We start from the raw sequence: 21,397 nt of genomic DNA, 5'->3' as shown, positions 1-21,397 counted from the left end.
TTTAAGGAGAAAGCCATGAATATGGAAGAACAATTTATATTGTCCCCGGCCAGACAACTGACCGATGCGGAGAAAGAGCTCATTTGGAGAAGGCCGCCGTCTCATAAGGCAAGCGAGGAAGAACTGCGTATTTGTAGAGAAATAAAACGCAACTGGAACCGCGGAGAGATGAAGATTGCCAACATTTTGTTAGAGGGGGATGCCGGTTCCGGCAAGACGCAGCTTGCCAAAGCCTTATCGGCGCGCTTGGGCCTCCCGTATACAAAAGTGACCTGCTTTGCCGACATGGACAAAACCGATGTCATCGGTGCCATTTTGCCGGTTGTTTCCCGGGAGAGCCTGGAGAAGATGGAGCCGGAGGAGCAGAAGCTGCTGAAAGCTCTCTATGAAAGTGACGGTTTCCAAAGCGCGGCTGAAATATTGATGGATGTGCTGGGGGTTTCGCAGGAACAGGCTGCCTTGAGAATGAAAAAATTGCTGAAGCTGGCTGCGGAGAACACGGAGGGAGAAGCCGTGGAGTATCGTTTCTACCCTTCGGAAATAGTCAGGGCCTATCAGAAAGGATACATTCTGGAAATACAGGAACCGACCGTCATTCGGGATGCCGCGGTATTAATGGCGCTTAACTCGGCCTTGGAGCTGGATGGCAGCATCAATCTGCCTACGGAAATCATCCGCAGACATCCGGACTTCATAGCGGTCATTACCACCAACCGGAATTATGCGGGCTGCAGACCGCTTAACGAGGCTTTGCGCGACAGGATTCAGCATACGGAGAAGATGGATTTGCCGCCTAAAGAAGTCATGATGGAGCGTGCCGCTGCCAAAACCGGTTATCGCAATCGCGAGGTGCTGGACGTTCTGGCGGAAATTATTATCGTATTGGACAAAACGGCCCGGGCCAACGCCATCAAAGGGGTGGCGGGTATGCGCTCCTTTTTTTATTGGGCGGATGCGGTAGCTGCCGGTGCTTCTGCAAGAGAATCCTTATATCATAAAGTCATCTACAAAATTACTACCGATTCCGAAGAAATCCGGCTGTTGGAGGAAGCGCTGACGAGCCAAGGTTTGTTGGCCAGCCTGGAGGAAGTGGAGCTGGAAGTAAAAAAAACGAAATGTTGAAGCAATAGAAATAAGGACGGAAGGAACAGCAGACGATGACGGTGCTGACCATGACAGCCAGGCGGAAGACGGAATTATTTTGAAAAAGGCCGCCGATAGTGACGATCGCAGCTCCGAAATTTCGCTGTCGGATGAGCCGACCTCTACGGAGAGGTCAGAGCTGGAAGAAGACTGCCCTCCGGTGTATCATCAGACCGATCATGACAGGTCGACGGACGATGCAAAGCGTAAAAATCGGGAATTTCGAAAGAAGCTGAATCAAGACGCAAGAAAGACCATATCCGATTCTGTTCATAAAGGAATCCGGCTCATTGTACATCGTCCGGAATTCGATAGGGATCTTCAGCAGGAATACTTCCGTCTGAGCAAAGAGCTTATGCCTGTCGTGCGGGAAACGGCGCGTAAGGTAATGCCGCTGTTGGAGCATGAGGTCTCTTTGGAATTTGCGGGGAATCACTATTATGGCGGCAAATTTCAAGCGGACCGTACCGCTTATCGTGATTTCAGATATTTTGCGAAGAAGCTTCCTCCAACGGAGTCCCCCTCCCTTGCAGTTGCTCTGCGAGTGGACGAATCCGCGTCGATGTCGGCTTTCGGAAGATTGGAGGCTGCCAAACGCGCCGTACTTGCGGTATATGAATTTTGCCGGATTTGCCATATTCCTATATTGATATACGGCGATACGGCCGATATTTCCAAGCTGGAGCAAATGTCCGTATATGCCTATACCGATTTGGATCAGGTCGATGCCGATGACCGATTCAGGCTGATGGGGATTCGCGCGAGAAGCAATAATCGGGATGGCATGGCTCTCCGAATCATTGCGGAGCGGTTAGCGGCCGCACCGCAGCGGACCAAGCTGTTGATCAGCATAAGTGACGGGCAGCCCAAGGCGATGGAGGATTATACCGGAAATTATGCGGCATTGGACATGCAGCAGACGATAGCCGAATATGAACGGAAAGGAATTGCCTTCCTCGCCGCTGCCATCGGCCAGGATAAGGATGTCATAAGCCAAATCTATGGGTAGGAGAGGTTTTTGGATATTACAGATTTACAACAGTTTCCTGCGAAATTGGTTCGGATCATCGCCCGGTATTTGTAATTTTCCGGAAGCCTGAAGGGTCAGAGGCCGGTGTACAATCCCTTAATACAGCGGTGTTGGCGGGCAGAATTTGAACGCAATAGCAGGAAATAATAAGCATTGACAACGGGACAAGGTGTCCTGGCCAAGGGCACATGCAAGGCGAATGCAGGAGCCTGCTTCGACAAACGTTTTGAGAGGTCATAACTTATGTCTAAAACAATACTGATCGTAGAAGACGAACCTATTCTGCGGGAAATCGTGAAGGATTATTTGCTCGAGGATGGCTATGAAGTGCTGGAAGCGGAGGACGGAAAACAGGCGCTGGCGTTATTTCAGGAGCATGAAGTGGACTTAATCATATTGGACATCATGCTCCCGGAATTGGACGGGTGGGCGGTATGCCGGCGCATTCGGAAGTCGTCGGACGTTCCGATTATTATGCTGACGGCCCGCTCGGACGAGGACGATACGCTGCTCGGCTTCGAGCTGGGTGCGGACGATTACGTCACCAAACCGTACAGCCCTCCCATTTTGCTGGCACGGGCCAAACGGCTTCTTGAGAACCGGCGGGTTGACGCGCAGGAGAGCGATACTTTATCCGGCCGCGGGATTACGATTCATTTTCCTTCTCGCACCGTTACATTGGACGGGACGAACTGCAGCTTGACGCATACGGAATTTGAAATCCTGGCCTGCCTTATGAAGAACAAGGGGATGATCATTACCAGGGAGCAGTTAATTACTAAAGTGTGGGGATATGATTTCGTTGGCGACGATCGTACAGTCAACAGTCATATCCGCAATTTGCGCTCCAAGCTGGGGGAGCATGCCCGATGCATCGTCACCGTCGTCCGTTCGGGATATAAATTCGAGGATCAGCCATGAGAAGAGGCATCGTACTCAAGCTTTTTCTATTAACGACCGCATTATGCCTGTTCATTCTCGCGATTCTTTTTGTCGGGCAGACCGTATTCTTCAAGCAATTTTATGTGCATCAGAAGGTAGAGAAGGTGCAGGCGGCCCTTCAAGCTTACAAACAGGACTACTTCAATAGTGCAGGGGACCCGCAGGCCGTAGCCAAGCTGGAGCAGGACTTTTATCAAAGACATAACACCTGGGTCACGACATTGGACGCCATGGGAAATCTTAATTATTTCGGCGATTTTTATATGGAGGTTCGGGTGGAGCTTTCTGACGATGGCCTTTCCGGCCAAACGATGACCATCCCGCTTTACAGCGTCATGAATGTGGAGGATTTCAGTCAGGACAATCCGTTCCTCACTACATGGATTCAAGAGGGAGAGCGGATCGCTATAGAAGGCTTGCTGATGAACCATCAGCCGGTTCCGCAGCGGATGGCAAGGGAACCAGGCCGTCTGAGGGAGGAAGGCCGTCTGGAAAATCAGCAGATGGTAAACAAGGAATATGAGGTCGTCACCAGGTTTGAGGATCTGAACCGATATCGTGATCTGTATCCGTCGTTTTTTGTCAAAGGAACGATCATAAAAGTCCGGACTCCGGAAGGGACGGAGGTGTCACGCTATACGAACCATCTATTTCTGGACCGGGTCAAAAGCTTTCAAGCGGATCTTCTGTTTGGAGATTATGATGGCGGTACGAATGAGAGCCAGATCATAGATTTTGAAGAAAACCAGGTGAATTACAAATTGTTCGTGGAGCACATCGATGACCGGAACGGGAATCCCGCCTACCTGTTCGCGATGGTGTCGCTGCAGCCGGTGAGTGAAGCCGCGGATGTGATACAGGATTACTATGTATACATCGTCATCGCCACACTTCTGCTCGTACTGCTCGCCTCCTTCTATTATTCCCGCCGGATTGCCCGTCCGCTGCTGCGTATCAACCGTACGGCGCAGAGAATGGCCGGGCTAGACTTCACCGAGAAAATTCCGGTAACGACCAAGGATGAGATCGGGGACTTGTCCCGCAATATTAACGAGCTGTCCGAACGGCTGCATTCCCATATAACCCGGCTGGGGCAGGACATTGAGAAAGAGAAGCAGCTGGAAAATACGCGAAAAGAGTTTATATCCGGAGTGTCGCATGAATTAAAAACTCCGTTAAGCGTCATTCAAAGCTGCCTGTCCATTCTTAAGGACGGGGTTGCCAGCCATAAGCGGGATCATTATTTTGCGGCGATGGAAGATGAAGTGAGGAGAATGGATCTGCTCATCGGGGATATGTTGGAGCTGGCGAAATACGAATCAGGCACATACAAGATGAAGATGGATTCGTTCCATATCGATACACTTATAGAGCGGGTTTGTGCGAAATTCTCTTCGGACTTGGAGAGCAAGTCATTGCATCTGTATACCCGTCTCGCCCCGGTCGAGGTTGTAGGCAATCAGCATCGGATCGAGCAGGTGCTGGTCAATTTCCTCACCAATGCTATCCGCTATACGCCGGAACAAGAATCGATCATCCTTTCGGCCGTCGAAGAGCAGGAGACCGTCCGGGTGAGTATCGAAAATAAAGGAACCCATATTCCGGCGGAGCAGCTGGAGAAGATATGGGACCGTTTCTATCGCGGCGATAGTTCCCGCCATCGGAAGGCCGGAGGAACCGGACTCGGATTGGCGATTTCCAGGAAGATTTTGGAGCTGCACGGGGTGCGGTACGGCGTCACCAATACAGCGGAAGGCGTAATGTTTTATTTCGATCTGAATAAAAAAGTGTAGGCGGGCTGTCTCCACTCTCCAAAGTAGCCTGTGGTTGATCCCGTCATGCAACGCCAAACACCGCGCGCTGGGAGTCTCGCACGTGGTGCGTAATGCTCCAAACGACTGAGTAACGGCCTGCACGAAATGCTCCGCCATGGGCAAGGGAGTCAGGGACATCAAGGACGTCAAAGGAGAAGTTCGGCCCCTCTGCTCCTGCAAGTTCGACGCAAGGACGAGCAAAAATACATTATTCCGCCATGAACAAGGGAGTCAGGGACATCAAGGACGTCAAAGGAGAAATTCGGCCCCTCTGCTCCTGCACGTTCGACGCAAAGACAAGCAAAAATACATTAAAATTCGGCCGTTTTTCACAAATAGTGCGAAAGACGATCAAATGTGCAGGTCTTTTTGGCAAAATGGGCCGATTTCGCAAAAATCCCTCGAAAGACCTGCATTATTGCTTTAGAATCGGGCGTGTCGCACCATTTCCCGAAAAAGACCTGCATTATTGCTTTAGAATCGGGCATGTCGCACCATTTCCCGGAAAAGACCTGCATTATTGCTTTAGAATCAGGCATGTCGCACCATTTCCCGGAAAAGACCTGCATTATTGCTTTAGAATCAGGCATGCCGGCACCTTTTCCCCAAAAGACCTGCAGTATCGCTTTAGAATCAGGTACGTGGCAGCCCTTTTTCTAAAATAACCATACTATCCTCCACGACCGTCTTTTACACTATCCGGGGGGGAATTGGAGCTGTCCCGAAGAATATCGTATAAAACGAGTACCTCCCGATATGTACGAAAGAACGACCTCGCATTCCACTGTAAAGGTGGATGGTGAGGTCCTTTTTATTGCAAAAAATCGGCGCTGAGCGGGGCTGAAAATAGGCAACGACTATTGGGGGCGGCCTTTTTAGTATTTCTTACAGCTTGAAATCGCTGCATGGCCTCTTCTAAATCCCCCTAGAGTACTCGCTAGCCGCCGATGGAGTAATTGCTTCAATCTACCTACATCAAGAAATAGTATGTCCTTGGACAAGGGCGGCGACAGCCGTTTCTTCTAGTATTCTTTAAATTACTTTTATATCTTCTGCATCTTATCTTTATCTCTCTCTATTATTCTATTTTGCGAGGAAGGCACGTGACCGTAAAAGCTGTCTTGAGCGAGACCGCGGTGCAGAAGTCTTACGGACGCCCAACTATCCGCCTGAATTTCGGGAGCAAGTTCATCGCATGTAAGGTTAACGGAAGGGGGGAGACCGATGAAGCGAAGGAGACCGTACTTAAAATGGCTTGCGGCCGCCATTCTTATTTTTGCCGTGTACAAGCTTTATGACGGCGAAATCCGCGCGAGCGAGAGCGGGGCTGCGAATATCGACGATGCCCCGGTATATAAAGTGGTCATTGACCCGGGACACGGGGGCAAGGACCGGGGAGCTACCGGCGTCAGCGGCAAAGACGAGAAGGATTTTACGCTGCAGCTATCACAGAAGGTGAAGGAACTGGCGCAGCAAGAACCGCGAATCGAGGTCTATTTGACCCGAACCGATGACCGATTTCTTTCTTCCATAGATCGGGCTAGACCCGAATTTGCCAATCAGATCGGTGCGGACTTATTTATATCCATTCATGGCAACACGTATACCGATCCCGATGTTTCGGGTACGGAAACTTATTATTACCGCAAAGAATCGCTTAAGCTGGCTAAAATCATACACAAGCATGTGGCTGGGGCGACCGGATTTCGCGACCGCGGGGTGAAGAAAGAGGACTTTTTCGTTGTGAAAGATACGAAGATGCCGGCGGTGCTGCTGGAAGTCGGTTATGTCACGAATCCGCAGGACGAGGCTCAGATGTTTACGGACGATTTTCAATATCGGATTGCCGCCTCCATTCTGGACGGGATGAAGGAATATTTAAAAATAAACTAAGAACGGGAGAGGAACATACATGAACATGAACATGACCATGAATATGACCAAAAAAAGAATGATCACCCTGCTGATCGGAATCGTCGCAATCTCGTTGGCGGCGTGCGGGAACCCGGAAGGCGGGCAGAAGCCCGGGGCTGTGACTCAACAAAAAGGGGCGAACCCCGCAGCTTCAGAACAAGCGTCATACGCAACCCTGTTTCAAAAGAGCGTATTTCTGGGGGATTCGATTACGGAAGGGCTGTCGTTCCACGATGTGCTGGATGAGGCGAATGTACTTGCTGGTGCCGGGAAAACCGCCCAGTTCGCGCTCGAAGATATCGACGATTTGGTTAAGCGCCGGCCGAAACATATCTTTATTCAATTGGGATCGGACGATATCCTGTGGCCTACCGACAATCCGAAGGAATACTCTCTGATGCACTACGCCCAATTGGTCGACACGATCAAGGAAAAGCTGCCGGACGCCGCCATAACGATTCTATCGGTTACTCCGGTAACAGAGGAAGCGGAGAAAGAGGAGCCCCGTTATCGCAATATCGCGGATTACAATCAGGGGTTGAAGGAACTGGCCGCCAAGGAACGAGCCGGATTTGTCGATTTGGCACCCATCATTGCAGACCATCCCAACCTGTACGATGCGGACGGCATTCATTTTAAAGCCGAGTTCTATCCGTTGATGCTGGATTTGCTGAAGGATCAAGTGAAGTAATATGCCGAACGGGTCTGTAACCGGAGGTGACGGCAATTGGTCTTTAGCAGCCTGATTTTTCTGTTCCTCTTTCTGCCGGTAACCATTCTTGTTTACTACTTATCGCCAAAGAAGCTGAGAAATGCCGTCTTGCTAGTTGCAAGCCTGATCTTCTATGCATGGGGCGAGCCGCTGTATATCTTGATCATGATTTTCTCGACCCTGTTTGACTATGCGAACGGGCTGCTAATCGAAAGATATAGACATCGTCAGCCGGTGGCCAAAGCGGTTCTCATCGGCTCTATCGCCGGCAGTTTGGGCATTCTCGGTTTTTTCAAATATGCCGGGTTTGTAGTAGACAATCTCAATCAGCTATTCCATCTCCAGCTCCAGGCGGCGGAGCTTCCGCTGCCGATCGGCATATCCTTCTATACGTTCCAAACGATGTCCTATGTGGTGGATGTATACCGGAACAAAGTGCCCGTGCAGAGAAATATGATCTCCTTCGGCGCTTACGTGACGATGTTTCCGCAGCTCGTTGCGGGCCCAATCGTTAAATACGGCGATATCGCTGAGCAGTTGGCTTCTCGTACGATGACGCTGGACCGGTTCGGCGAAGGGGCGGAATGGTTCATCCGGGGACTGGCCAAGAAAGTGCTGCTGGCCAACAATATCGGATTGCTGTGGGCGAGCGTGAAGGCGACGCCGATGGGAGAGCTGAGCGTTCTTTCCGCCTGGCTTGGCATCATCGCTTTTACCCTGCAGATCTATTTCGATTTTAGCGGGTATTCGGATATGGCGCGGGGGCTGGGTAAAATGTTCGGGTTCGATTTTATGGAAAACTTCAATTATCCCTATATCTCCAAAAGCATTACGGAGTTTTGGCGCAGGTGGCATATTTCGTTGGGCTCCTGGTTCCGGGAGTACGTCTATATCCCGCTCGGCGGCAATCGATCAGGTCTTCCCAAACAGCTTCGCAATCTGTTGGCGGTATGGTTTTTAACCGGTCTATGGCATGGGGCGAGCTGGAATTTTATTATATGGGGCTTGTACTTCGGTTTCTTCGTGACGGTCGAGAAGCTGTTTCTGCTGAAATGGCTGCAGCGCTGCCCCGGCTTTATGGGACACGTCTACACGCTTCTGATCGTCATCATCGGATGGGTATTCTTCGAATTCGACAATCCGGCATCCGCTTGGCAGTTCATCGGAACGATGCTCGGATACGGGGTGCACGGATTTGCGGATCATCAAGCCCTTTATGATCTGTCGGCCAATTTCATCCTGTTGACCGTGCTGGCGTTATGCGCGACGCCGCTTCCCCGGAGAGTGTTATCTTCCCTTAGAGAAAAAGGAAACATGGCGGGTGCAATCGCTGTCCCGGTTATTTATTTCCTATTTATGTTTCTATCTACGGCTTATTTGGTCAATGAAACCTACAATCCTTTCTTATACTTTCGATTTTGAAGGAGGCCGCGGCTCTGAACAGGTATGACAAAATGTACAGAAATCTAATGGCCACCCTGCTGCTGCTGTTTATTGGTATGATTGCCGCTCTTCATCTTCTGACGCCCGACAGAGCCTTCTCGGAATCGGAAAATCGGGTGCTGGAGCGGCTTCCACATTTTTCGCTGCAAGCTCTCGTATCCGGAAGGTTTGCTTCCAATTACGAAAAGTATGTATCCGACCAGTTTGCTTTCAGGGATGTATGGATCGGCGTGAAATCCGATGCGGATCGGCTCATGGGGAAGAAGGAGAGCAACGGAGTTTACTTGGGCGCTGACGGATATCTCATTCAAAAATTCACTGCGCTGACGGCCGGAGATTTGGAAGACAAGGTAGCAGCCATTCATTCGTTGGACAGCGTCACGCCCGGCCTTCAGAAGTATGTGATGCTTGTGCCCACGGCGGTCACCCTGCTTAAGGATAAACTCCCGGCTTATGCTCCGGCCGGCGATGAACCGAAGTATTTGGACCAAGTCCGGCAATCGCTCCATAGCGATATTCGATTTGTTGACGTCTATCCTGCGTTATATGCCGAGCGGGAGAATCCAGTTTTCTACAAAACGGACCATCATTGGACGACCCGGGGCGCCTATTACGCCTATCGGGAGCTTTGCAGGCAAATGGGGATCATTCCGCAGGAGGAGGAAGATTTCCATATCCGCCAGGTTACGAATGAATTCTACGGTTCGCTCTATTCGAAGAGCGGGTTCAGACGTCTGCAGCCGGACAGCATCGAGCTTTATGTGCCGAAGGAGGATCAGAGCTACACTGTCGAGTATGTCGAAGAACAACAAACGTCGGACTCCTTGTACGAGATGGAAAATCTCAACAAGAAGGATAAGTATACGGTGTTTCTTAACGGCAATCACGCGCTTATCCATATAACAACGGGCCATCCGGGGGAAAAGAAGCTGCTGGTGGTCAAAGATTCGTACGCCAACAGCCTGATTCCTTTCTTAACGGAGCACTTCAGTGAGATATACGTCGCAGACCTGCGGTATTACGAGGAAGACTTGGTGAAGCTCGTGCAGGAACAAGGTATCCATGACATGCTGCTGCTCTATAATATCCAAACCTTTTTGGAAGACCCATCTATTAAGAAGCTATCGGAGGGGATCGAATGAGAAGAGATAAGAAAGAGATTGGGAAAATTTTAGCCGCTATCCTGGCGTTCGCTGTGGCTGTCGGCGTTATGGCCGGATGTTCCGGCAAGGAGAACGGCACCGCCGAAGCTCTATCGGCCGCTGAAGTAGGGGAACGAATCCGGCAGGCGGTGAATTTTGATGATATGAAGCAGGGGGACGACAGCAAGCTGCAAAAGCTGTACCATATCGATGCCGCGGAGGTGGAGGATTATATTCTTTATACGGCCTCATCCAATGTGAAGGCGGACGAACTGGCCGTTATTAAAGTAAAGGATGAGAATCAAGTGGAAAGCGTCAAAGAGAAAATAAGGCAAAGAATCGAAGCGCAAACGGTAAAATTCAAAGACTATCGGCCGGACGAATACTATCTTATCGAAAAGCATGTCTTGAAAACGAGAGGTCCTTTTATTCTTTTTGCGGTCTCCCGCGAGGCTGATCTGATGGAACGTGCCTTTGACGGCGCGTTTTAAATTTGGAACGGTAAACGGCCGGAATCTGTGTTAAAATTGTAAATATATAGTAGACGTTGGCCCGGGGCAGGCCTATTCGTAGTTGTCTTGAACTGCGAACTGCTTGCTTCGGGTTAATCGGTTTGAATGGCGTCTCAGATCAAACGCTTTTCCTCCAGAGGTTATTCGTATCCTTGGGCAACAATGTTGAGGGTGAAATCGTTCACCTTAGATTGATAACGATGAACACAAGATCGATTTAATTCATGTTACTTGGATTAGAATTAATGCTAGTTTGTATATACATACAAGGTGAGCCTGGAATTAAATTCTATGGAAGCGAGCTTTTCATAGGGGTGTTTGGATTCATTTTAGTAGGGATCGGTTTTTTCATGAAGAACAAGGAGCAATGAATTACTGTTCGGAAATCATTGCAAAGCAGGAGGATAAGCTATGAAGGCGGTTGCGAATGCAGTAGTAGTTGCGTTCATGTTCATGAGCATACTGATAGGCTGTTCCAATAGCGTTAAACCCGATGCAAGTATGTTTGAGGTGGGGATTGAGGAACTACAGGGTATCCGAGCGAATGAGCCATTTATAATAACCGGTTACCTGAAAAACAACTCGAAACATTCTTGGGAGATCTCTCACGGAGCCGGAATGTTTACCTATGAGATTGTGGATATGGAGGGAAATCGTGTTACCCGGAACACTGGCTTGCTTATTCAAAACGCTATAGGCTATCTGACGCAACTAAAACCGAATGAGGTTCTGCAAAACAACGGAGAAGAACAAAGAAGCGAAGAATATTATACATTCGTCATAGATAAACCCGGGCGGTACAAAGTCAGGACAAATGTAGAGTTCCGGATCGAGCATAACCAGGAAATTTATGAACAAACACTAACCAGCGAGTTCTATGAGTTCACCGTTGAATAGGTACTAGTCAGAAAGACTGATTATAGCAGAAGCAACGATTATAATTGGTTAATGGCGGACTATAATTAAAAATTAGAGCCGACATTATGGGGATGCAATGGAAAGCATATTAATTACTGGAACCAGCCGGGGATTGGGCGTATATCTGGCAAGGAATACTTGATACGTGAAGTCAAAGTAGGTCTTGCCATAGATTGGAATATCGCTTATAGTAGAGACAAACCCAATAGATCGTGCGGAAGAACCGCCCTTATTCTCGAATGCGAGCATAGGGGCGGTTTGTTGTTTTTTTTGGCCGCCTAATTCTTTGATAGAGGATTTCCTTCGACGGGTTAACTAGTTAATTTTGTAAAATTAGGAGGAATGAACTAGTTATTTGCAGAAACAAGTATAGGTATAAAAGCCTAATAGGCCTCAGGCTGCCCTTTATGCGGTTCTATTGGAAGCCTATTTTAGGCCGTATTATAGCATTCAACAATAATATTTGGAGGTTTAAACCATGAAAACAATTCCATTCAAAAACAAATTCATTACCGTTGGCGTAGCCGCAGCATTAATGATGACGGGGTGCACGAATCACTCGTCCTTGCTTGCCGCAGGCAAAGAGGAGCCGAAGGAAGAGAGGACAGACACTGTAAAGGCTAAGACGTCCGTTCAAGTATCTTTGTCGGATATCAAAGGCCACTGGGGGGAGCAGTCGATTCAGCAAGCGATAGAAGCCGGTTATGTGGACGGCTATGAGGATGGGACGTTTAGGCCGGAAAAGGAGGTTACGCGGGCGGAGTTTGTGAAAATGCTGATCAGCTCCATGAAGGAGAAAGTTGATCAAAGCGACTCCGGAAATCCATGGTATGCTCCCTATATGCTTTCGGCTCAAACGTCTGGAATCGTTACCGAAGGAGATATCACCGAAGATTTGGGCCAGCCCATTTCCCGGCTGGAGATGGCCAAGTTGGCCATTCGGGCGGTTGAGAACAGCTATAGGGGGAATAGTGAGGTCAAGGACGCTGAATTAATTTTCGAAAGCACGAAGGCTGGACTCATTACCGGAGTCGCCCCGGGAGAGTTAGCCTTGGATGGCGTCACAACAAGGGCTCAGGCCGTCACCATTATCCAACGGGTGCTAAACGCCCTGGCAGGAGGGACGAACGAAGTGGATAAACATGCGGCAAGTGCGGCCGAAATTGCCTTGTATGGAGCCAATACAAGGACGCTGCTGCAAACCGCTACAGTCCCCTTGCCTTATGAAATCCCGATTGGAAACGGTCTGCGTATGAAGATAAAAGAAATTATTGTCACCGATATGACCGATCCGACCAGCCCTCTCTATGAGAAATATAAAGGTTTAAGTAAACTTAATCGTGAACTGATTGCAGACGACTATGTATTCACATTTCATTTTGACATTATTAATGAAGTCGCTAGAGAAAATAGAAACGAAGGATTATTGTTTCTAATAGATTTGGATGATTTTCATGTGGTGCGTTCGGAAGATAATTTATTAACTGTAAGCCTTGATCAGACAGGCACGACGGACGGAACACTCAGTTTCAGTAGAGATAAAGAATTATCGGAAGGCATCATATCGAGTCATAATTATTTACACATGCGTCTTTACACTAAGGGAACGAGCGGATTTGTATTAACGAGTAAAATAGAGTAGGGGGACCAAATTCTCTTGAACAAGAAAAGAACGGTTGTTGGACTTTCCGTCTTACTGCTCATCACTGTTCTTGTCACGACCTTCCTGTATCGTCCCTCAACGACCTATGCCGAAACGATGTTTATCGATTTTGAACGAGGGAGTATCGTCGGCACAGAAGAAGCATACTATCTCCCGTTTAAAGAGCGAGAGATGAAACTGAATTTGAAGAGCGATCTTCCGATTAAAGGCTTTAAGGTATGGATGGATGACGGAACCGGAAAAGAGGTAGAAATCACTTCTCAGGTCAACCGGAATGGTGATGTTCTTACTTTTAATGCCAAAGGAGTAGCAAAAACCTTCTATGGGGATCGGGATAATAACCCCGGCCATAAAATTTATCGGGACCCGAATGGCATCCAGTGGGGGCATGGAATCGAACGGGCAATTTTATTCCAGCCGGATCAAAGTACCATTAAAAACGGCGTTTCTCAATACCCCGGAATCATACCTCCGACTGGAGTTTGGCAGGACAACGGGAAACCGATCGACAAATATCCAACGAACTTAAGATATCAGTACAACTATACGGATGATGGACTCCCTGATTATGCACCCAACTATAACATGGTCGGCGCAGCGGTTACGTTTTCAGTGGAATCCGATCCTCCAGATGAATTTTACTCTCAAAAAGATAACAAAAAATCGTTCATGATAACAAAAGAAAAAATAGAGCCTAGTTCCATTGAAATTAAGAAGGCAAGACCGTCAGAAAAACACCCAACAGCAGAGCCCTTTTACTGGGGGAAATCGCATATTCCGGGTTATGGGGCGGTAAAGATTCGTTTGATGCTTGATAGTACGTTACAAGAAGGATATGACTATCTTGTAGACTATCGTGATGGAAAACAGGAACTGAGAAATTACCTTATGGCCGTAAATACGGAGTGGGAAGGGACTTCCTATTTCTACAAAGGGAAAATTGAAATCATTTATGATCTGGCCAAACCCGACTTAGGCAGCCTTGACTTCAAAACCTTGGTGGACTGTATCGGTTTGAACGTAGATACGCCGTTTGAATTCTCGTTTAGCAATCGCGGAAAAGCCATCGATACGCCATTTACGGTCGAAGTGTGGGTCGCCGGCCAGCTCCATAAGACTTTTAATTATTCGAAGATGGGATCCAATCAGACGATTAAGGAGCAGTTCACGTACAAGTTTACGAATGAACGGTCCACTGAATTTGTCATCAAGCTCGATCCGGATAACCGCATCGTCGAAGAAACGAAGTCTAATAATGAGATCAAGAAACTGTATGCGGCCAGCCGGCATTGTGACGACAATCCGATTGAAGAAAAAGAGATTACCGGCGATTTCGATATTATTCCGGGCAAAATTCAGTTCCGAGATTCCTTTACACTCAAACCGAAAAATATTGTGGTGAAGGGAACCGGCTGTGAATATGTCAGCCATCGATTCCGGTACTACCAGAATGGATGGAGTGTAGGAGACACCCCTAAAGTATTCTCGAAAACCCAGGACTTCAAGCAAAATTATCCTTACAATCTTCAGGTAGGTACGGTTCAAGTGTACATGCAGATACAAACGACCTGCGGAAATTCCGACTGGATCGGGCCGAAGCCGTTGGAGATTGAAACGAATCCGGATAACCGGCCGCCTGTGTTCAGTATCGGTTGGTTTCAGCAAGGGGATTATTATGGTTTTATTCCTTCAGCCACCATTGTCGTCAAGGATTCCTATGTGAACCTGCGGGTTATCCAAAATCCGACAACCCATCCACCCGAGCCTTATGATCCGGACGGGGACCCAATCGAATACTATTTCCACTTCGAAGATAGTAAGAGTTCATGGATTCGCGGATTGCCGGATTATTACCGGCTCTGGCCCGGAAATACGGAGTTCAACAATCTAAAAGCTACAGAGCTGGGAACGCATGAAATCATGGCGACCGCAACGGATCCCCAAGGAGCCTCTTCAACCAGTAAGGCGATGATTACGGTGGTCGAGCCTAACCCGATCCCCATCATAACTGCACCTGATTCCGTGGTGGAGGGACGTCCCGTGAAGCCACCGATCCATGGGGAGAACAGTTTTACGTATGTTCCCGGGCGAACCATATCCAAGCACTTTTGGGAAAATAGACGGGATGTGTACCCGAAGCCGGGAATTGAAACGATCACCTTGGAAGTGGAAGACAATACCGGATTGCGTTCTTTACCCGAAAATAAAGCCATTCATAAGCTTGTGGTGAAGGAAGATTTGCCGCCGGTTCCCAAGCTGGCCTATAACTCTATCGGACTCCGGAATACACCGCTGCCGATTAAGAACGAAACATATAGTCCGGATGGCGACGCTATCGTTGTCAATGATCTGTATGTGGCCTATGATTCCAACAATGACGGCAAGTGTAACGAAGCGGACTTCCGGAAAATAGGCTCTGGCGGTGGGGTAGTGAATTACACCGCAGATAAAGTAGGGAAATATTGTCTGAAGGTGTATGCCGAGGAAGATTGGGGTAAACATGCGACCGGGTACTTTTCCTTTGAAATCGTGAACCAGGCACCCGAGGTCAGTTTTACGCCGGTTGGCATTTCGACGGAACCGGAGCCAATTGAATCCACCGTTTATCCGGCAAGCGATTTTATGACGAATAAATGGGTGAATACTTCTTTAGACCAAAATAACCTTCTGAAATATTGGTCGGCAGCTCCTGACGGAACCTTGGTTACAGTCCCTATGATACGGAACACGCCAAATACGATTTATGATCGTTATCCTGATTATCCTTATGAAACGCTGCCTGTTTCACCGAATAAAGTAACCGGGTCCAAAGACCTCCGAAAACCGGCAGGAAATACTTTTAGCTTGGAATATCCCTTGGGTGGAGGTAAGTATATCGGCCGTAATATAAGTTCGGGTAGAACTTATCGATACTATCTGGTAGACACTAACGGCAGTAAACCGGAATTGCTTTTCGAAAATGAGGGAGTAGCCTTATATGTCAGGGAAGATTTGGGAGAGCTGATGTTTTACTACGAACAGCTTCTGAACCTTTCCACCGGAGAAAATTTATATTGGCGTTTTTATCAACTTCATAAGATTTCCGATTTGGCACGAGGCTATACGACACCTTTAGATGCATCCACGCAAGACATCAGATGGTACGATTGGAAGTATACGGTGAGCGGACGGGCTTTAACTTTCTCCGATGGGTCTGACCCCAGGAAAAATACCCGGCTCGTCAAATTCAATACGGATATTAAAGAAATCGACCTTACCAATCGAAAAGTTTATTCTTACCGTTACGACAATTTAACAACTCCTTACAAAGTGGAAAGTTACACGGGGATCCCTGCGAAGAGCCGAGAGATGGAAGGTTATGACAATCACCCTGACTACGGACCGAAGTATTTGAAAGCATCTGATCTGTCCCGTATGGATTTTAAAGGGAACAAGTATCAGATTATAGAGGAGTATTTACAGTCTACGAACAAGTATGCGGATTATTTGGTTCGCTGGGATGGGAATACCGGAAAACCTGAAATTGTTCACACTTTTATGGGGGATTATCATGACTGGGTAAAAATTGAGTTCGAGTCTGACAGTCGTTATATAAACCTAGCTGTAGGCCCTTCTTGGAATAAGGAGTACTGGTATTACGACGCAGTTTCCGGAAATGTGCTGAAAGGGGATCGAAGAATCCCTTATACACCTGGGTTGTATCGAAACTCCGTAAACGGTATCGGTATTCTCCGGAAAGAAATCCGAGACCCTTATGATGACGAGCTGATGGGATATACGTTTGAGCTTGCCGACAACAAGTCCAAAAGGTCCTTAGGGGAGCTGCCATTTAGGTCTGGAAGGTACGAAGACGGGTATGCTCAATTGATCGGTGGAGAAATCTACTTTGCTGATGACAGTAAAATCTTTACTTACAACTACGAAGGAGAGCAGCCGCCGGATCATAACGAATGGCATACCAATGGGCAGCTAATCCACACGCAAATGGCGCCGATGACGAATGGCACGATTGCTTGGAGCCAGAAGGTCGCGTATCAAGAAAAAGGTTATCTACCTACCGGCATGAGCTTCCGGATACAGGACCATAAAAATATGTACCGTGTGGAAGTGACCAGCTCTAAGATAAAGTTAATCAAAATCGTCAATGGAAGGAAACAGGTGCTGCGGGAAGTCACTCATTTCATTCCGGACAATACTTGGACCGGCTACAAAGTCGATATGCGCGGCAGCAGTCTGAAGGTGTATGAAAACGGGGTTCCGGTCATTGAAGTCACGGATAGCACATTCACCCGAGGCACATTCGGACCATATTCCGTCCATGATACGGTTGCTTTTAAGGGGATTTCCTCCCGGATGATGCCTGCCGGATCCGAAAGCGAAGTCAATGGTTATGCCATTGTCGATACGCAAGTGACTTATGATACGACCTACAGCGATTTTGAAAATGACCCGAAAATTCCGGACAAAACGGAATGGAAGACAGAACATATTAATACAACAATGTTCTTGAATATCGGGGATGGCAAGAGTGGATTGTCCGCGTTTCATAATTCCGTGAGGAAGACGCCGGTTCCGGTTTTCGATAAGGTGGGAATGTACCGGATTTCGTATCGGGAAATGGACGATCCGCATCCCAATTATCGTTATCCGAGCAACGTGTTCGGCCAATACCGGAAGTACTCGGATTTTGATATCAAAACGCTTATTGTCCATCGGAGGCCGATAGCGAATTTCACGGCCAGCATCAACAATAACAACCTGGTGGTTTGGAATGAGCGCAGCTATGATCCGGACCGCTGCTACAGCTTCGGAAACTGTCAGGCGGCTTATGCAGGCAATAACGGGATTTACCAGAAGAAATACTATTACGTCACACCTAGCGGCCAAACTATCCAAGGAAAGCTGCAAAGGCCAACGGAAGAAGGAGTCTATACCCTTGGGTTGGCCGTAGCGGATGAATACCGGGCATGGAGCGACTGGTACGAGCAGGATATCGTTGTAAAGCAGCCTGTCGCGGCCAACCGTCCTCCCAGCGTGACCTTGACCTATCCGAACGGAAGCAAGGCAAACCCGACCTATGTGTCTACGTTGACACCAACGATTAAATGGAACCAAAGCGATCCGGATCCCGGCACGGTCTTTGAACTGTTTGACGTTCAAATTAAAGATGAATGGGGACGAATTTTCCTCAAAAGGACCGGATTAGTTCAGAGTACGACAGCTACTTCTAATCAGTGGACGCTCGATGTTCCTCTGGAGCAGGGGCAGAAGTATGAGGTGCAGGTGAGAGTCACGGATGGCCAAGACTATTCTCCATGGTCCAACGTCGGCTGGATGATCACGAATCGTCCTCCTGCTGCAGAGATGACGGTGCCGAACGGAACGAAGGAAAAACCGACGATGATGGATACGCTGCGGCCGACACTACAATGGAAGCAGACAGATCCGGATCCGGGAACCGTGTTTAAAGCGTACCAGCTACAGATTATGGACGAAGCCGGGAAAGTAATTCTGGATACAGGCGAGAAGAGCCAAAATACGTCCAATACATCAGCTTCATGGACAGTAGATAGGGATTTGCCGCCAAGGCAAAAGCTTCAGGTGCATGTTCGTGTTCATGATGGACATATCTGGTCGCCTTGGTCTCCCGTCGCCTGGATGATGATTAACCGCCCGCCGGTTGCGGATTTCGATTGGTCGCCCAAACCGGTGTGGGAAGGAGATCCGGCCGAAGTGTTTTCCTTGGCAACCGATCCCGATGGCGATACACTGACCTATCTATGGCAGGTGGAAGGGCCTGACGGGAAGCGAAGCACCTTCGATACCCCCCGCTTTAACCAGCGTTGGCTGCAGCCCGGGCGGGTGGTTGTGAAGCTGACCGTATCCGACGGTCTGGCCTCGGATTCCATTACCAAGACGATCCAGGTTCAGGAGCTGACGATCCGCTCCGAGGTTCATCATACTCCTGAATGGCTGGTCAGGCATGAGGAGAAGGAGCATAATACGACCGTTCCGCCTAAAGATTTTTACTCGGGGGAAGTGTTCGTCGTGCAGACGGAAAGCTCGCCGGCTCCGGTTCGTGAAGCGTCTGCTTCCTTGCAGGCCAACGGCAGAGACGGCAGCCCCATCTCCATTACGGCCCGTCTGGAACCCGATGAAAGCGGCGTGCTCTTCCATGGCGAGCTGTATGACGAGCGGCTCGGTTCCTTGGAGGGAGGGCTTCCCAAGGGGTTTCATCACATCCGATTTAAGATTATATATGACAATGGAGTGGTGAAGGAGGAGGAGGTTCCCATCCGAATTATTGGATCGATTTATGACTATATCGGGGTTCACCGCATTCAGTGAGCAGGAAAGATTTGCAAAAGAGCTTGGAGGTAAGGATGCGCAGCACCCAATGCGGGATATTACACTGCATGACGGCGGTCGTCGATCGCTCGTACGGCCATCCGGCCCATAACCAGAGCAGCGCGCGCCGCAAGAGGCGCCGCTGCTGTGCTGGAAGGGGAGGGTAATTGTAAGGTTTGCCCGCGGGATTGCAAGATATTTCTTTGGAAGAACGAAAAAGGATTTGATAGAATAATAGGCATCTAAAAATGCATAGTCAGGAAGCAAGAGGGTGCTTGACCATGACGCAGGCGAGCGTCGCCTGATTTCAGACAGTTTTGCCGAATTTCTGGATTCGCTGCTGTGACTTTGATGCGGGTGACGTTTCGGAAGGAACATGGAGGATTTTGAGCTTGCTGATGCGGGAATCCTCTCGAACTCGGGATGAGGCTGCATGGAAAAATGCAGCCTCTCACGTTACAGGGGGGGCGACTGTTTGCGGCAGGGCGGTTTTTAGGTAGGGAGAAGGAGGATGCGGAAGTTGTTCATTCCTTACCCCTGGTTGGGGCCGACGGAAATGAAGCGGACGGATCATTGGAACAGCACGTGACAATTGGAGCATGGACGGCAAGAAACCGCTTTGCATTATGACTTTTTACAATAGATGGGAGGCCAGGCAGTATGCAGCAGTTGGAATTTGAAATCCCTGAAGACAAACGAATAATTATCTTGAGCCTACAACCTGATCCCTATCGTGAGATTTTGGAAGGATCCAAAAAACATGAATTTCGCAGAAAGTTCCTTAGTACATCCGTTAATGCTTTCATTTATGTCAGTTCTCCAATAAAAGAAATCACAGCTTACATCGAATTTGGCAAGCCGATTATTGATAAAGTTGAGAATATTGGCCGTATCGCCGAACTGGAAGGGTCCGGAAGTATGGAAGGAATATCTAGGTATATGAACGGATTGGAAACCGGATTTGCCATACCCATCATATCGATTCGTGAGATAGAACCACTAACTCTAGAAGAGCTTAGAAAGACCTATCGCTTTACGGCGCCGCAATCTTATATCCATCTAGAGTCAAATCCCAAGCTGAAAGCAACCTTAATTCAGCGATTAAAAGCTGCAGCGGAGATGTCTTAAGTGGGTCGTCTGACTGGAAAGATTGAAATGCCCCAAACGGTAAAAAAGTACTAGAGCACTACAAGATAAATAATAAAGTACACATCAAAGGAACCGTCGTTAGTTGGAGTACAGCCTGTGTAAGATAATCATGAACTTAAGAGAACCACACCTGGACAGAAGGAGTGGTTCTTTGCGTTACACAGCAGCATGGCTGAATTTTAAGGAGGGAGGATGCAACCTTTTGTAAAAAAATCCCTGCTGAACTATTGACATGGCGCATCTTTTAGTATACATTTGTATACAAAATGATAGTGTATACGTATGTATACGAAAAGGAGGGTGCAAAATGAGAGGTGGATATCGAGAACGAATTGAAGGAAGGTATCGTGGCGAAAGCGTGGAAAGTCGCGAACATCGAGGAGACCGTCACGGACGGCATGGCTCTCGCTATGGGATGCCTGGCCCGCAAACGTTCAGAAGAGGGCGAATATTGGCTTTCCTGGAGCATTTGCAGTCCAGGCGTGCCACGGTGGCCAAACAGCTTGGCGAGCCTGAATATGAAACGATCAAACCGGTCATATCCGGTGAGCTCAAGGCGCTCGACCACGTTATAGAAGAATATATTCGCTTATTTGATCTACAGGAGGAGGATCCCCAACCGGATAATGGCGATCCCCCAGATGGCAGAGAGGAGAAATAACGGCAA

Annotated in this window: 15 protein-coding genes; all 15 read left to right on the top strand. The window is 48.5% G+C overall.

Annotated features, from left to right (window positions below; genetic code table 11):
- Positions 1-15: 15 nt before the first annotated feature.
- Entirely contained in the window at positions 16-1,122 is a 1,107-nt protein-coding gene (locus FS806_RS09615; protein ID WP_144935099.1) for an AAA family ATPase, read from the top strand.
- Between the two features lie 79 nt (positions 1,123-1,201).
- Positions 1,202-2,152: a vWA domain-containing protein gene (locus FS806_RS09610; RefSeq protein ID WP_260982041.1), complete on the top strand. Its 951-nt coding sequence runs from the start codon at positions 1,202-1,204 to the stop codon at positions 2,150-2,152.
- Between the two features lie 264 nt (positions 2,153-2,416).
- Positions 2,417-3,094, top strand: a complete 678-nt coding sequence (locus FS806_RS09605; RefSeq protein ID WP_144935096.1) for a response regulator transcription factor — start codon at positions 2,417-2,419, stop codon at positions 3,092-3,094.
- Positions 3,091-4,908 (top strand): sensor histidine kinase, encoded by a 1,818-nt coding sequence (locus tag FS806_RS09600; RefSeq protein ID WP_144935093.1) that lies wholly within the window; start codon positions 3,091-3,093, stop codon positions 4,906-4,908. Before FS806_RS09605 ends, FS806_RS09600 begins: the two co-directional genes overlap by 4 nt.
- A gap of 390 nt (positions 4,909-5,298) precedes the next feature.
- Positions 5,299-5,589 (top strand): hypothetical protein, encoded by a 291-nt coding sequence (locus FS806_RS09595; RefSeq protein ID WP_144935089.1) that lies wholly within the window; start codon positions 5,299-5,301, stop codon positions 5,587-5,589.
- Between the two features lie 564 nt (positions 5,590-6,153).
- Positions 6,154-6,822, top strand: coding sequence for an N-acetylmuramoyl-L-alanine amidase family protein (locus tag FS806_RS09590; protein WP_144935086.1), 669 nt, complete (start codon positions 6,154-6,156; stop codon positions 6,820-6,822).
- A gap of 37 nt (positions 6,823-6,859) precedes the next feature.
- Complete coding sequence (locus FS806_RS09585; protein ID WP_144935174.1) at positions 6,860-7,534, top strand: GDSL-type esterase/lipase family protein; 675 nt, start codon at positions 6,860-6,862, stop codon at positions 7,532-7,534.
- Positions 7,535-7,570: 36 nt separating this feature from the next.
- Positions 7,571-8,977, top strand: coding sequence for an MBOAT family O-acyltransferase (locus tag FS806_RS09580; protein WP_144935083.1), 1,407 nt, complete (start codon positions 7,571-7,573; stop codon positions 8,975-8,977).
- Between the two features lie 32 nt (positions 8,978-9,009).
- Entirely contained in the window at positions 9,010-10,140 is a 1,131-nt protein-coding gene (locus tag FS806_RS09575; protein WP_144935080.1) for a DHHW family protein, read from the top strand.
- Positions 10,137-10,631 (top strand): DUF4358 domain-containing protein, encoded by a 495-nt coding sequence (locus tag FS806_RS09570; RefSeq protein WP_144935078.1) that lies wholly within the window; start codon positions 10,137-10,139, stop codon positions 10,629-10,631. The genes FS806_RS09575 and FS806_RS09570 overlap by 4 nt, the downstream gene beginning before the upstream one ends.
- A gap of 432 nt (positions 10,632-11,063) precedes the next feature.
- Positions 11,064-11,549, top strand: coding sequence for a hypothetical protein (locus FS806_RS09565; protein ID WP_144935075.1), 486 nt, complete (start codon positions 11,064-11,066; stop codon positions 11,547-11,549).
- A gap of 499 nt (positions 11,550-12,048) precedes the next feature.
- Entirely contained in the window at positions 12,049-13,212 is a 1,164-nt protein-coding gene (locus FS806_RS09560) for an S-layer homology domain-containing protein (RefSeq protein ID WP_144935072.1), read from the top strand.
- 15 nt (positions 13,213-13,227) lie between these two features.
- Positions 13,228-19,581, top strand: coding sequence for a glycoside hydrolase family 78 protein (locus tag FS806_RS09555; protein WP_144935069.1), 6,354 nt, complete (start codon positions 13,228-13,230; stop codon positions 19,579-19,581).
- Between the two features lie 660 nt (positions 19,582-20,241).
- Positions 20,242-20,709 carry a hypothetical protein gene (locus FS806_RS09550; protein ID WP_144935066.1) on the top strand — a complete coding sequence of 156 codons (468 nt, stop codon included), beginning with the start codon at positions 20,242-20,244 and terminating at the stop codon, positions 20,707-20,709.
- Between the two features lie 328 nt (positions 20,710-21,037).
- Positions 21,038-21,391, top strand: a complete 354-nt coding sequence (locus FS806_RS09545; RefSeq protein WP_144935062.1) for a hypothetical protein — start codon at positions 21,038-21,040, stop codon at positions 21,389-21,391.
- Positions 21,392-21,397: the final 6 nt, after the last annotated feature.

Source organism: Paenibacillus sp. 32O-W, from assembly GCF_007679495.1.
Taxonomy (GTDB): Bacteria; Bacillota; Bacilli; order Paenibacillales; family NBRC-103111; genus Paenibacillus_L; species Paenibacillus_L residui.
The sequence above is the reverse complement of the archived record's forward strand: the minus strand, read 5'-3'. Positions and strand labels throughout refer to the sequence as shown.

Bases quoted from the DNA above. Each gene is read 5' to 3' on its own strand.
- FS806_RS09590 (WP_144935086.1), top strand. From the start codon at position 6,154: ATGAAGCGAAGGAGACCGTACTTAAAATGGCTTGCGGCCGCCATTCTT.
- FS806_RS09550 (WP_144935066.1), top strand. From the start codon at position 20,242: ATGCAGCAGTTGGAATTTGAAATCCCTGAAGACAAACGAATAATTATC.
- FS806_RS09565 (WP_144935075.1), top strand. From the start codon at position 11,064: ATGAAGGCGGTTGCGAATGCAGTAGTAGTTGCGTTCATGTTCATGAGC.
- FS806_RS09615 (WP_144935099.1), top strand. From the start codon at position 16: ATGAATATGGAAGAACAATTTATATTGTCCCCGGCCAGACAACTGACC.
- FS806_RS09570 (WP_144935078.1), top strand. From the start codon at position 10,137: ATGAGAAGAGATAAGAAAGAGATTGGGAAAATTTTAGCCGCTATCCTG.
- FS806_RS09560 (WP_144935072.1), top strand. From the start codon at position 12,049: ATGAAAACAATTCCATTCAAAAACAAATTCATTACCGTTGGCGTAGCC.
- FS806_RS09600 (WP_144935093.1), top strand. From the start codon at position 3,091: ATGAGAAGAGGCATCGTACTCAAGCTTTTTCTATTAACGACCGCATTA.
- FS806_RS09545 (WP_144935062.1), top strand. From the start codon at position 21,038: ATGAGAGGTGGATATCGAGAACGAATTGAAGGAAGGTATCGTGGCGAA.
- FS806_RS09585 (WP_144935174.1), top strand. From the start codon at position 6,860: ATGAATATGACCAAAAAAAGAATGATCACCCTGCTGATCGGAATCGTC.
- FS806_RS09575 (WP_144935080.1), top strand. From the start codon at position 9,010: ATGTACAGAAATCTAATGGCCACCCTGCTGCTGCTGTTTATTGGTATG.
- FS806_RS09605 (WP_144935096.1), top strand. From the start codon at position 2,417: ATGTCTAAAACAATACTGATCGTAGAAGACGAACCTATTCTGCGGGAA.